Origin of the sequence: Lactococcus sp. S64, assembly GCF_016516525.1 — a bacterium.
GTDB classification, from domain to species: Bacteria; Bacillota; Bacilli; order Lactobacillales; family Streptococcaceae; genus Lactococcus; species Lactococcus lactis.
In genome coordinates this window covers 458130-471716 of sequence record NZ_JACVUQ010000001.1, presented here as the reverse complement: position 1 = coordinate 471716, position 13587 = coordinate 458130, and the positions used below count along the sequence as shown (strand labels likewise).

Here is a 13587-nt window from a genome sequence, read left to right as displayed (position 1 = left end):
GAGCTGATGATTGTCACAAAAAATTAGGAGAAAAAATGACCGAAAATAATCGTCTGTCAGTAAAATTACCCGGACTTGATTTAAAAAATCCAATCATTCCAGCTTCAGGTTGTTTTGGCTTTGGTGAAGAATATGCCAAATATTATGATTTGAACAAATTAGGGTCAATCATGGTCAAAGCAACAACCCTTCATCCTCGTTTTGGCAATCCGACACCCCGTGTGGCTGAAACAGCGAGTGGAATGCTTAATGCAATTGGACTACAAAATCCAGGATTAGAAGTTATAATGGCCGAAAAATTGCCTTGGCTCAATGAAAATTTTCCAGACCTTCCGATTATTGCTAATGTAGCTGGTTCTGAAGAAGATGATTATGTGGCTGTTTGTGCAAAAATTGGAGATGCACCCAATGTGAAAGCCATTGAATTAAATATCTCATGCCCTAATGTTAAACACGGCGGACAAGCTTTTGGGACAGATCCAGATGTTGCAGCTGCGCTAGTCAAAGCTTGTAAAGCGGTCAGTAAGGTGCCTTTGTATGTGAAACTTTCACCCAACGTGACCGACATTGTTCCGATTGCAAAAGCAGTTGAAGCTGCTGGAGCAGATGGATTGACAATGATAAATACACTGATGGGTGTACGTTTTGATTTGAAAACACGAAAACCTGTTTTAGCAAATATCACAGGTGGATTGTCGGGTCCTGCAATTAAACCAGTTGCACTCAAACTCATTCATCAAGTGGCTCAAGTAGTTGACATTCCAATCATTGGAATGGGCGGGGTTGAAAGTGCTCAAGACGTTTTAGAAATGTATATGGCAGGAGCTTCAGCCGTTGCCGTTGGCACTGCCAATTTTGCTGACCCATTTGTCTGTCCAAAAATCATTGAAAAATTACCAGAGGTAATGGATCAATATGGAATTGATAGCTTAGAAAACTTGATTCAAGAAGTTAAAAACTCAAAAAAATGATTTTATTATTAGCTAAAATTACTGACAGCCTGTTTAATCATTCTGTAAGTAAAATGCGACCAAAGCGAGCATTTTATCTATAGTTAAAAGAATTGTCAGTGGAACTGATAATTCTCTCGTTCGTTAGCGACCAAAGCGAGCATTTTATGGATAGCTAAAAGAATTGTCAGCGGAGCTGATAATTCTGTCATTAAATATTTAGAAAAAGGAAGTAGAAAAAATGCAAGAAAATAGACCTGTCATTGCCCTTGATTTCCCTGAATTCTCAGACGTAAAAGATTTTCTCGAAAAATTTGATCCGTCAGAACAATTGTATATTAAACTAGGAATGGAACTTTTTTACACGGCTGGACCCCAAGTTGTTTACTATGTAAAATCGCTCGGTCACAGTGTATTCCTTGATTTAAAACTCCATGATATTCCAAATACTGTTGAATCCTCAATGCGTGTCTTAGCACGTTTGGGAGTGGATATGGTTAATGTTCACGCCGCTGGTGGTGTTGAAATGATGATCGCGGCTAAACGTGGTTTAGAGGCTGGAACGCCAGTTGGACGGCAAAGACCAAAATTAATTGCGGTCACACAATTAACCTCAACTTCTGAGGAAATTATGCAAAATGACCAAAAAATTATGACTAGTCTTGAAGAATCGGTTATTAATTACGCACAAAAAACCGCTCAAGCAGGACTTGACGGTGTCGTTTGTTCGGCACATGAAGTTGAAAAAATTAAAGCAGCGACATCGAAAGAATTCATTTGTCTCACACCAGGAATTCGCCCAGAAGGTGCAAGTAAAGGCGACCAAAAACGAGTAATGACACCTAAAGAAGCAAGAACAATTGGTTCAGATTATATTGTTGTCGGCCGTCCAATTACCCAAGCAAAAGATCCAGTAGCTAGCTACCATGCGATAAAAGCAGAATGGAATCAATAAAATGAAAAAATTACTTCACTTTTTGGTTGTGTTACTTGGAATATTTGTAGCTTTTATACTGGCTCGATTATTCATAGAAATTTATACGATTGTTGGTGATGTTTATTTACAAGTTGATAATAAAACAATCACTCTTTATAAAGTTTTAGCCGAGATTGATTATTTATCAGTTGGGATTACTTTTGCGATGGTTTTTGCTTACATGCTCCTATTAGACTTAATTGTTGTTGTCGTCGTAAGGTCATGGTTTAAAATTCAAAATAAAAGTCAAAAACAAAGTCAAAAAGTGTGGAAGAATAAATTTACTAAATTTTGGTTTCGCTATCGGTCAATACATATTACTTTTATCTTACTCTCAATCTTTACTAGCCTTTCACTGACGGCACCTGCAATGGTCATGAATAGTTTTACTGCGATTGTTTCTATTTCAGTATTGGTGATTAATCTCAGCAAAAAAATCGGCTAAAAATGGCCGATTTTTTTATTTTATTGGATTTTTTGCAGGAGTTCCGGCTTTGCGTGGGTATTTTTTAGGGGTTTCTTTTTTCTTTTCAATCAGAGCAATGTGACGCTCATCACCGTTAGGCAATTCATAAGCGACTTCTTTGATAAATTTTCCGCCAAGTGTAGCAATTGCCTTTTTAGCGTCATTCAATTCTTCTTCAAATTGAGCTGCTTTTAATGACAATAAAATACCATTTTTCTTGAGAAAGGGAATCGTAAATTCAGTCAAAACAGAAAGTCTAGCAACCGCACGGGCAGTAACAAAATCAAAAGTTCCACGATAATTAGCATCCTGACCAAAATCTTCAGCTCGTCCGTGAAGTAAAGTCACATTTTCGAGGCCTAATTCCTCTGTCAGTAAACTTAAAAAATTAATTCGCTTATTGAGAGAATCAATGATAGTCACTTTTAATTCAGGGAAAATAATTTTCATTGGTAAGCTAGGAAAACCAGCTCCAGCACCAATATCTAAAATGCTGACAGGTTGGTCAGTAATCAATCCATATAAAATTGGTGCAATAGAATCATAAAAATGTTTTAAATAGACTTCATTTTTTTCAGTAATTGCTGTCAGGTTAATTTTTTCATTCCATTCAACCAAGAGTTCAAAATAGCGTTCAAACTGTTTGATTTGTTTATCAGAGAGTTGAATATCAAATTCTGCCAGTGCTGACAAAAATTCATCAGGGGTCATAAAGTTCGCTCCAAAAGTTTTCTAGTAATTTCAGCAATCAGCTCACGATTTTTACCTTTTGGTAATTTATCAATTAAATTTAATGCTGAAAGAGTATAAGATTTTGCAAGTGCTTTGGTTTTTTCAAGGGCATCAGAAGTTTTGATAAAATCATAAACTTCATCAAATTTTTCATTTTTAATTAATTCAGAAACAAGAGCATTGTTTTCCTGTAAAGCAAAGAGAACAGGAGCAGAATAAATGCCTTGTTTAATGTCTTCAAGTACCGGTTTTCCAAGCGTTTGAGCAGTCGATGCATAATCTAAATAATCATCCATAATTTGGAAAGAAATCCCAATATTCATTCCAATTTTATAAGCTCGTTTGGTCAATGTATTATTTTTAGAAATTAAAGGAGCAACAGAAGCAGAAAGTGCAAAAAGTTCTCCCGTTTTTCCTGAAATATTTTCAATATAATCATCTAAAGTTTGTTGAAGATTAAAATGATGATTAAGTTGACCAAGCTCACCACCTAATAAACGCTCAATTGAACCAATATTTTTGGTTAAATTTGATAATTCTAATGAGTGTTCAGACATTAGACGAAAGACAGCAATAAATAAATAGTCCCCAGCATAGACGGCAATTTCTGGTCCGTATTTTGCTGACAAAGTAGCTACGCCACGCCGTGTGTCTGCGTGGTCAATGACATCATCATGAACTAAAGTCGCTGTATGCATCATTTCGACAGAAGCCGCAAGTGCCAATCTTTCATTTTCAGAAAGATCAGTAAATCCTGAAAATAAAAGTAAATAAGCTGGACGCAACATTTTTCCGCCCGCATCAAATATATCAAAAATAGCCGATTTAACATCTGAATTTTTGATGGTAACGTGGCTTTTCATTAATTGTTGAACTTGAACCAATTCTTTTTCAAGCTCTGGATAGTCTTTCCAAAAGTTATTTTTTAAGTCCATTGTTTACTTTCTTTAATAAATAGTTCTTGAATAGGTTTAACACGTGTAATTAATTGATTCCCAGCAATGCCAATTGCAAAACCAGCAAGTATTCCAAAAAAGGCAAGCCAAGGCAAATAAAGCATCACAGAAGTTGTTTTAGCTAAAAGAGAAGCCATTGCTAATTGGCCAAAATTATGAAAAAATCCACCAACTGTCGAAATTCCAATCATTGAAACCAGTTTTGGTCCAAATTGCTTCATCAAATACATGGCTAATAGAGATAAGATTCCGCCTGCAAAAGAGTACAGAAAAACGGAAAAACCAGTAAAAAGTGCTGTAATTAATAGACGAAGAATTTGCATGACCCAAACTTGTCGCCATCTTAAAGTGAAAACTGCAATAATCATCACCAAATTGGCAAGGCCCACTTTAGCTCCAGGTGCAAAAGCAAAAAAAGGAGGTAAAGAGCTTTCAATAATTCCCATAACTACCGCAGCAGCTGTCAATAGAGAAACATAAACGTATTCTTTAATATTCATACTTTATAATCTACCCGTTCATCCTTTTGACCACTCATAACTTCAATCACTAAATTATGAGGTAAACAGACAATAGTTTCCCCAGTCTTAGAAATATAGCCCCTTTGGACGTCAATTTGGTCTTTACAATTGGCTTCGACAACCGCAATTTCACCATTTTTAACTTGTATTTTATTATAATCGCCATCTTTATCACGGTAGGTCCAAGTTTGATTTTTATTTAAATCAAAAGTTTTAATCACCTTACCACTAATTCTTAGTTCGGCCTGAGCTCCCTTGGAACCAGTAGCGAAGAAGAACAAGGTTGAGAAAGAAGCGATGAACAGTAGAAAAATAATAACAAAATCAAGCGGTTTTGTCTTTATGCTTTTAAAAAAATTAACCGTGTTTTTAAAGAAGTTCATTAAGGTTAATTATAGCAGAATTAATGAAAAAATTCACGAAATCAAAAAGAAAAAGCCTTTCGGCTCTTTCTTATTTTTTAGTGATATTTTTTGAGTCATCTTTAGAAAGCTCTTTTGCTTTTTCAATGATGTAGTTTTTCAAATTCGCCCCGATTTGTGGGTGTTCTAAACCATATTCAATTGTTGTTTCAACAAAACCAAGTTTATCACCAACATCATAACGTTTTCCAGTAAATTCATGAGCAAAAACGCGTTGTGTTTTATTCAAACGTTCGATAGCATCAGTCAATTGGATTTCATTTCCAGCACCGGGAACTTGTGTTTCTAAAACATCAAAAATTTCAGGAGTTAAGAGGTAACGACCGATAATTGCAAGGTCAGAAGGAGCTTCATCAACATTTGGTTTTTCGACAAAACGTTCAACATTGTAAAGGCCTTTAGAAACTTCACCGTTAGGGTCAATGACACCATATTTATCAACATCATCATGAGGAACTTTCATAACCGCGATTGTTGAAGCGTGAGTTTTTTCATAATCATTGATTAGGTCTTTAGTTAAAGGAGTTTCATTCCCAGTAATATTCATCAAGTCATCGCCAAGCATGACTACAAAAGGCTCATTTCCAACAAAAGCTTTAGCTTGAAGAACGGCATGTCCCAATCCTTTTGGATGAGATTGACGGATAAAGTGAAGATTAATATCTGTTGTTTCTTCAACAAGTTTAAGTAATTCTGTTTTTCCTTTTTCAAGCAAATTTTGTTCAAGCTCAATGTTTGAGTCAAAATGGTCTTCAATAGGACGTTTTGCTTTACCAGTAACAATCAAAATATCTTCGATTCCTGATTTCAAGGCTTCTTCAACGATAAATTGAATAGTAGGTTTGTCAACGATTGGCAACATTTCTTTGGCAATCGCTTTAGTTGCTGGCAAAAAGCGAGTTCCGAGACCAGCGGCAGGAATAACAGCTTTACGTACTTTTCTGGCTTTAGTTGGAATAGTGTTTTGTTTCATGGATAATAACTCCTTTATAGTTAGATAAATCGTATTTACTTTTTATTTATTATTAATGAATTCATTTTCGGCACGAGTTTCGCGGCGCATGATATCAAGAATTCCAGTTTTTGCATCTAGATTTTCATAGAGAACTTTGTAGATTGTTTCGGTAATTGGCATATCGATACCTAGCTGTTGAGCGAGCTCAAAAGCAGCTTTAGTGGTTGAAACACCTTCAATAACCATTCCCATATTTTTTTCAATATCAGCTAGCTTTTCGCCGCGACCAAGAGCATCACCCGCGCGCCAGTTTCGTGAGTGAATTGAAGTACCTGTTACAATTAAGTCACCAACACCAGACAAACCGCTATAAGTTAAAGGTTCAGCCCCCATAGCCACACCTAAACGAGTAATTTCGGCAAGACCACGTGTAATAATTGCTGCTTTAGCATTATCACCAAAACCAAGACCGTGCAGAGCGCCCGCACCTACAGCAATAATATTTTTAAGGGCGCCAGCTGTTTCAACACCAATAACATCAGTATTAGTATAAAGACGGAAGTAGTCGTTGCTAAAGATCGCTTGAGCGTATTTCGCTTCATCATGGTCTTTAGAAGCTGCAGAAATTAAAGTAATATCACGAACAATTGTTTCTTCAGCATGAGAAGGGCCAGAAACTACCACGATTTCTCCTCGCAATTGAGCGGGGATTTCTTCTTCAAGAATAGTAGAAATTCGCTCATGTGTCCCTTGTTCAAGCCCTTTAGAAGCGTGAAGAATGTGGACTTTGTGTTTAAGGACTTCGGCTACTTGTTTTGCGACCAAACGTGTCACTTTAGTTGGTACAACAAATAAAATAGCATCAACGTCTTCTAAAGCTAAATCTAAACGATCAAATGCTTTTATTTTTTCATCCAAAACAACATCTTTAAAATAGCGTGTATTTGTATGCTTTTCATTAATTTCAGCCATCTGTTCTGGGTTATTTCCCCAGATACGAACTTCATGACCATTATCATTAAGAACTTGTGAAAGTGCAGTTCCCCACGAACCTGGGCCTAAAACTGCAATTTTTTGTGGATTCATAGAAATGATCCTTTCTTTCGTTTTGGTTTCCTTTACATTTTAACATAAGCAAGAATAAAAATCAGCCCTAAGTATGATTTAGGGTTCAAATATTATGATAAAATAGAGATATATCCGAAAGGTTATTCTTAAAAATGAAATTTAAAAATTAGAAACTTGTGAGAACAGGACGCAAGCGGGAGGAAAAAAATATGCCAGTCAGTTTATTTATGAATCATCAGGACATGATGTTCGGTTATGGTCATCTAGGAATCGTGAATGTGATTTTTGGATTAGTTCTCTTTTTCTTAATTATAAAAATGATTATCGGAATTAGTTTTATGCGAAAAAACCCCGATGAAAGAGAAGAAGGATATAAGGATAAAGGAATGAGCAAAAAAGAAAATATTGAACGTTACCACGAAGCAGGACTCTCAGATACGGATATTAAAATTTTCCGTGAAAACTTGTCAGAAGCAAAAGAAAATATCAAAACTTGGGAAAAATTACTGAAAAAAGAAGATGATTTACAAGTTGTTGAATCAGTGACAGGTGGTTTAGAAGCCAGCAAACAAACGTTTAAATATATTGTTCAAAATCCACAAGAACTCACAAAACAAAATGAGTTTCTATATAAAGACTTGCCAAACATGGTCAAATTGTCAGAGAAATTTATTGAGATGAAGAAACAGTCAGTAAGAACAGAAGAAATCAATCGTGATTTAGATGAAACCTTACTTTTGATAAAAACACTCTCACATTCAATTTCTAAAAACTACCATGAAATTTTGATGGACGATGTCAATGTCATCAAACATCAAGTTGATTTTGACAAATAATTTTACTGACAGACATTTTAAAAATTCTTGTCAGTAAAACTGATGATTCTGTCAGTAAAAAAACAAATATTCCTGTCAATTTTGGCAGGAATCATTTATAATTAAAAGTAAAGAAATATAAGTATAGCAAAGGAAATTAAAGATATGGATAATCCAATTTTAGATGATTTGATGACCAATGATAAAGTCATTAAAGAGGCAGAGCAATTAGATGAACAACAAAAGTCAGAAATTGTAAAAATGCACGAAAAAGCCTCTTTAGCAGCAGTAGAAGTTCTTTCTACGGAAGAATTAGAAAAAGCAAAAGAATTATCAAAACAGTTGGATGAATCAAGTGCTCAGTCTGTCATTAACTATGGAGCAAGCGCCCAAGATAAGATTTCGGCTTTTTCTCAAAGTGTCTTAAATAAAGTTCAGGCACAAGATTTGGGTGAAGTTGGTTCTTCACTGACAGATTTGATGTTTAACTTACAACAAGCTAATCCAAACGAATTGGTGGCTGAAAATAAAGGGATTTTTACCAAAATGTTTGGTAAAGTTAAACGTTCAATTTTTGAAGTGACGCAAAAATACCAAAAAATTGGGGCAGGTATTGATAAAATTTCTGCAAAATTGAACAATGAACAACAAGGACTTTTGCAAGATAATGAAATGCTCGATAAACTTTACGATGAAAACTTGAATTATTTCAAGGCTTTGAATGTTTATATTGCAGGTGCTGAATTAAAAGTCCAAGAATTAGATACAGAAATTATTCCGCAAGCTCGAAAAGAAGCTCAAGATTCGACTGACAATGCCTTGATTGTTCAAAAAGTGAATGATTTAGAATCATATAAAAATCGCTTAGAAAAACGAGCTCATGACTTGCGTCTTGCTCGTCAGTTGACAATTCAACAAGCCCCACAAATTCGTCTCATTCAAAATACCAATCAAGAATTAGCTGAGAAAATCCAAACTTCAATTAACACTGCCATTCCACTATGGAAAAATCAGGTTGCGATTGCTTTGACCCTCTTAAAACAAAAAGATGCTTTGACAAGTCAACGTATTGTTTCAGAAACAACCAACGATTTGTTGCGTAAAAATTCAGAAATGCTTAAAGCATCAACAATTGAGGCTGCAACTGAAAATGAACGTGGTTTAGTAGATATTGAAACATTAAAATTAACTCAACAAAACTTAGTTGATACTATTCAAGAAACCATGAGAATTCAGGCCGAAGGACGTCAAAAACGTCAACAAGGTGAGGTTGAACTTTCTAAAATGGAAGAAGAAATTAAAGAAAAATTGTTACAATTATCAAATAATAAACAATTAAATTAAATTTTAAAATTACTGACAGAAATTGAGCGCTATTTTCATCTGCTAAAGCATGATTTGTATAGGCTCAGGCAAAATCTGTCAGTAATTTTTTATAGTGATAATTGGTATATACTGTTTATTGACAAAAAAGATAAAGGGTGCTAAAATTAAAGAAAAAGAAGAGGAGATATTTATGACTTACTATATTAAAGCAGATCAATTTTTCTACGCTTATGAAACAAAAAAAGGTGGTTTCTTAGAAATTACTGATGGAAAATTTGGAGAGTGGACAGAAGAAGCACCAGCAGGAGCTGACATTTTAGATTATTCAGGTCAATCAATTGCCCCAGGTCTTGTTGAAACACATATCCATGGTTTTGGTGGAGCGGATGCTCAAGATGCTGAAGTTGAAGGAATTATGGGAACAATGTCAGAAGGCTTGTTGTCAGCAGGGGTCACTTCATTTTTACCAAGTCCTTTGACCGATGATCATGAAGGATTGAAAGCAGTTTGTACGGTTGTAGGAGAACATTACCAAGAAGCTCGCGGAGCCAAAGTTCGTGGTATTTTCTTTGAAGGTCCATTCTTTACAGAAGAAAAGAAAGGGGCTCAAAACCCTAAATACATGCGCGATGCCAAAATGTGGGAACTTGAAGATTGGCAAGAAGCTGCACATGGAATGCTCAAAAAAATCGGTCTTGCCCCAGAACGTGATGGTTCAGAAGACTTTATCCGTAAAGCAACTGAATCAGGTGTTGTTATTGCATTGGGACATTCAAATGCGACTTATAAACAAGCAGTTGCTGGGGTACAAGCTGGAGCATCTGTTTGGGTTCACACCTTTAATGGAATGTCTGGAATGACTCACCAAGAACCAGGAATGGTTGGAGCAATTTTAAATACACCAAACACTTATGCTGAGTTAATTTGTGATGGACACCATGTTCGTCCAGAAGCAGCTGAAATTGTAATGAAAATGAAAGGTGCTGACCATGTTGTTTTGATTACAGACTCAATGCGTGCCGCAGGACTTCCTGACGGACCTTATATGCTTGGCGAATACGAAGTAGAAGTTCGTGACGGAGCCGCATGGCTTCCAACAGGACGCCCTGCTGCTTCAATTTTAACACTCAAAACAGCTGTTAAAAATGTCATTGACTGGGGGATTGCCACACCAGCAGAAGCAATTATGATGGCTTCATTGACACCAGCAAAATCTGTAAACATTGATGATGTTTGTGGTCAAATAAAACCAGGTTTGTCAGCTGATTTTATCGTTTTAGACAATGATTTTGATTTAGTTGCAACTTATCTTGATGGTGAAAAACGCTATGAAGCGTAATATAAAAAATGAATTTCGCAAGGAATTCATTTTTTTTTGAAAATATTTCATTTTTCAAGTTGAATAATCAGAAAAATAAACAAAAAGGTAAAAGATTATTTACTTTTTTGTTAAAATATAAAAGAATAGAATGGCTATTATTGTGTCATATTATAGAAGAATTAAGAGCAAATGAAGTCTATAAATTTTATTTGAAAATGCTAGAAAACCCTTGCAAAATAAGGCTTAGAAAAAAAGAAACAATGAAAACGTTTCATACAGTTTGTAAAGAGATTTTTTTATAAATACGTGATATAATGAACTAGACAACAAATGAACATGGTAAAAATATTAATAACGTTTACGTATTTTTGCTATGTATCTCAATTTCGGAGGACAGATTTAAATGAAACGCATTGCAGTTTTGACTTCTGGTGGTGATGCCCCAGGAATGAATGCGGCTATTCGTGCAGTTGTTCGCAAAGCAATTTCTGAAGGTATCGAAGTTTACGGTATCAATCACGGATATGCGGGCATGGTTGCGGGAGATATTTTCCCGCTTACGTCAGCTTCAGTTGGTGATAAAATCGGTCGTGGTGGTACATTCTTGTATTCAGCACGCTACCCAGAATTTGCTCAAGTAGAAGGACAACTTGCTGGGATTGAGCAACTTAAAAAATTCGGTATCGAAGGTGTCGTTGTAATCGGTGGTGATGGTTCTTATCATGGAGCTATGCGTCTTACAGAACATGGTTTCCCAGCTGTTGGACTTCCAGGAACAATCGATAACGATATCGTAGGAACTGATTTTACAATTGGATTTGATACAGCTGTTTCAACAGTTGTAGATGCCTTGGATAAAATCCGTGATACTTCATCATCACATAACCGTACTTTCGTTGTAGAAGTAATGGGACGTAATGCTGGAGATATCGCTTTGAATGCTGGTATCGCTGCTGGTGCAGATGATATTTGTATTCCAGAAAAAGAATTTAAGTTTGAAAACGTAGTTAACAACATTAACAAAGGCTACGAAAAAGGTAAAAATCACCACATCATCGTTCTTGCTGAAGGTGTAATGACTGGTGAAGAATTTGCTACAAAACTTAAAGAAGCTGGTTATAAAGGGGACCTTCGCGTTTCTGTCCTTGGACACATCCAACGTGGTGGTTCACCAACAGCTCGTGACCGTGTTCTTGCTTCACGTATGGGTGCTCGTGCCGTTGAATTGCTTCGTGATGGAATCGGTGGCGTAGCCGTTGGTATCCGTAATGAAGAACTTGTAGAAAGTCCAATTCTCGGAACAGCTGAAGAAGGAGCACTCTTTAGTTTGACTACTGAAGGTGGAATCAAAGTAAATAACCCGCATAAAGCTGGTCTTGAACTTTACCGTCTTAACTCAGCACTCAACAATCTTAACCTTAACTAAGTTACTGCAAATCTGTTTCTAGTTAAGTGTTAAACGCATAATTAGGGCAGAGATATATAATTAATCATTATAGGAGAAAAACACAAAATGAATAAACGTGTAAAAATCGTCTCAACTCTTGGACCTGCTGTCGAAATTCGTGGTGGCAAAAAATTTGGTGAAAGCGGCTATTGGGGAGAATCTCTTGACGTCGAAGCATCAGCAAAAAACATTGCAGCTTTGATTGAAGAAGGCGCAAATGTCTTCCGTTTCAACTTCTCACACGGTGACCATCCTGAACAAGGTGCTCGTATGGCAACAGTTCACCGTGCTGAAGAAATCGCTGGTCATAAAGTAGGTTTCTTGCTTGATACTAAAGGTCCTGAAATGCGTACAGAACTCTTTGCTGACGGTGCTGATGCAATCAGCGTTGTTACTGGAGATAAATTCCGCGTTGCAACTAAACAAGGTCTTAAATCAACTCCTGAATTGATTGCTTTGAACGTAGCTGGTGGTCTTGATATCTTTGATGATGTTGAAATCGGTCAAACTATTTTGATTGACGATGGTAAACTTGGTTTGTCATTGACTGGTAAAGATGCAGCAACTCGTGAGTTTGAAGTTGAAGCACAAAATGATGGCGTTATTGGTAAACAAAAAGGTGTTAACATTCCTAACACTAAAATTCCTTTCCCAGCTCTTGCTGAACGTGATGATGCGGATATCCGTTTCGGACTTTCACAACCTGGCGGAATCAACTTTATCGCTATCTCATTCGTACGTACTGCAAATGACGTTAAAGAAGTACGTCGTATTTGTGAAGAAACTGGAAATCCACACGTACAACTTTTGGCTAAAATTGAAAACCAACAAGGTATCGAAAACCTTGATGAAATCATCGAAGCAGCTGATGGTATCATGATCGCTCGTGGTGACATGGGTATCGAAGTTCCATTTGAAATGGTTCCAGTTTACCAAAAATTGATCATCAGCAAAGTTAACAAAGCAGGTAAAATCGTTGTTACTGCAACAAACATGCTTGAATCAATGACTTACAACCCACGTGCTACACGTTCAGAAATTTCAGACGTATTCAACGCTGTTATTGACGGAACTGACGCAACAATGCTTTCAGGTGAATCTGCTAATGGTAAATACCCACGCGAATCAGTTCGTACAATGGCTACTGTTAACAAAAACGCTCAAACAATGTTGAAAGAATACGGACGTCTTCACCCAGAACGTTACGACAAATCAACTGTAACAGAAGTAGTTGCTGCATCAGTTAAAAACGCTGCAGAAGCTATGGATATCAAATTGATTGTTGCTTTGACTGAATCAGGTAACACTGCTCGTTTGATTTCTAAACACCGTCCTAATGCTGACATCTTGGCTATTACATTTGACGAAAAAGTTGAACGTGGATTGATGATTAACTGGGGTGTAATCCCAACGATGACTGAAAAACCTTCATCTACAGATGACATGTTTGAAGTTGCTGAAAAAGTTGCTTTGGCTTCAGGTTTAGTTGAATCTGGTGACAATATCATCATCGTTGCTGGTGTTCCAGTTGGTACTGGTCGTACAAATACAATGCGTATCCGCACTGTTAAATAATTTGTCAATTAAGAATCTTAAAACAATAATGCCTGCCGCTATCGACAGGCCCTATTG

The 13587-nt window shown here is 36.4% G+C and carries 14 protein-coding genes; 8 read left to right on the top strand and 6 right to left on the bottom strand.

The features are described 5' to 3' along the window. The first annotated feature begins 35 nt into the window (after window positions 1-35). From IAE51_RS02165 to IAE51_RS02155, 3 genes are all read left to right on the top strand, one after another. Entirely contained in the window at window positions 36-971 is a 936-nt protein-coding gene (locus IAE51_RS02165) for a dihydroorotate dehydrogenase (RefSeq protein WP_012897964.1), read from the top strand. Window positions 972-1191: 220 nt separating this feature from the next. Further along, complete coding sequence (pyrF, locus tag IAE51_RS02160) at window positions 1192-1905, top strand: orotidine-5'-phosphate decarboxylase (protein ID WP_058203167.1); 714 nt, start codon at window positions 1192-1194, stop codon at window positions 1903-1905. 1 nt (window position 1906) lies between these two features. Further along, window positions 1907-2371: a hypothetical protein gene (locus tag IAE51_RS02155; protein WP_012897962.1), complete on the top strand. Its 465-nt coding sequence runs from the start codon at window positions 1907-1909 to the stop codon at window positions 2369-2371. A 15-nt stretch (window positions 2372-2386) separates the two neighbouring features. On the opposite strand, the gene rsmG is transcribed toward IAE51_RS02155, so the two are convergent. The 6 genes from rsmG to IAE51_RS02125 form a co-directional block, all read right to left on the bottom strand. Further along, window positions 2387-3103 (bottom strand): 16S rRNA (guanine(527)-N(7))-methyltransferase RsmG, encoded by a 717-nt coding sequence (gene rsmG, locus IAE51_RS02150; protein WP_200094617.1) that lies wholly within the window; start codon window positions 3101-3103, stop codon window positions 2387-2389. Continuing rightward, window positions 3100-4059, bottom strand: coding sequence for a polyprenyl synthetase family protein (locus IAE51_RS02145; RefSeq protein ID WP_017864589.1), 960 nt, complete (start codon window positions 4057-4059; stop codon window positions 3100-3102). Before IAE51_RS02145 ends, rsmG begins: the two co-directional genes overlap by 4 nt. Continuing rightward, window positions 4050-4580 carry a Gx transporter family protein gene (locus tag IAE51_RS02140; protein WP_003131089.1) on the bottom strand — a complete coding sequence of 177 codons (531 nt, stop codon included), beginning with the start codon at window positions 4578-4580 and terminating at the stop codon, window positions 4050-4052. The genes IAE51_RS02145 and IAE51_RS02140 overlap by 10 nt, the downstream gene beginning before the upstream one ends. Next, window positions 4577-4984, bottom strand: a complete 408-nt coding sequence (locus IAE51_RS02135; RefSeq protein ID WP_129880878.1) for a NusG domain II-containing protein — start codon at window positions 4982-4984, stop codon at window positions 4577-4579. The genes IAE51_RS02140 and IAE51_RS02135 overlap by 4 nt, the downstream gene beginning before the upstream one ends. Before the next feature lie 70 nt (window positions 4985-5054). After that, window positions 5055-5996 (bottom strand): UTP--glucose-1-phosphate uridylyltransferase GalU, encoded by a 942-nt coding sequence (gene galU, locus IAE51_RS02130; protein ID WP_015426578.1) that lies wholly within the window; start codon window positions 5994-5996, stop codon window positions 5055-5057. A 42-nt stretch (window positions 5997-6038) separates the two neighbouring features. Continuing rightward, the gene (locus IAE51_RS02125; RefSeq protein ID WP_003131086.1) at window positions 6039-7064 is read right to left on the bottom strand and encodes an NAD(P)H-dependent glycerol-3-phosphate dehydrogenase; all 1026 of its coding nucleotides are present in this window, start codon (window positions 7062-7064) and stop codon (window positions 6039-6041) included. A gap of 191 nt (window positions 7065-7255) precedes the next feature. Here IAE51_RS02125 and IAE51_RS02120 point away from each other — a divergent pair, with 191 nt between their 5' ends. The 5 genes from IAE51_RS02120 (at window position 7256) to pyk (ending at window position 13530) form a co-directional block, all read left to right on the top strand. Beyond that, complete coding sequence (locus IAE51_RS02120) at window positions 7256-7882, top strand: 5-bromo-4-chloroindolyl phosphate hydrolysis family protein (protein ID WP_010905895.1); 627 nt, start codon at window positions 7256-7258, stop codon at window positions 7880-7882. A 144-nt stretch (window positions 7883-8026) separates the two neighbouring features. Beyond that, complete coding sequence (locus tag IAE51_RS02115) at window positions 8027-9205, top strand: toxic anion resistance protein (protein WP_003131084.1); 1179 nt, start codon at window positions 8027-8029, stop codon at window positions 9203-9205. 172 nt (window positions 9206-9377) lie between these two features. Further along, window positions 9378-10526, top strand: a complete 1149-nt coding sequence (nagA, locus tag IAE51_RS02110) for an N-acetylglucosamine-6-phosphate deacetylase (RefSeq protein WP_010905894.1) — start codon at window positions 9378-9380, stop codon at window positions 10524-10526. A 385-nt stretch (window positions 10527-10911) separates the two neighbouring features. Further along, a complete protein-coding gene (pfkA, locus tag IAE51_RS02105; RefSeq protein WP_003131080.1) occupies window positions 10912-11934 on the top strand; it encodes a 6-phosphofructokinase in 1023 nt (340 codons plus the stop codon). 87 nt (window positions 11935-12021) lie between these two features. Continuing rightward, window positions 12022-13530 carry a pyruvate kinase gene (pyk, locus tag IAE51_RS02100; protein ID WP_003131076.1) on the top strand — a complete coding sequence of 503 codons (1509 nt, stop codon included), beginning with the start codon at window positions 12022-12024 and terminating at the stop codon, window positions 13528-13530. The last annotated feature ends 57 nt before the right edge of the window (window positions 13531-13587 follow it).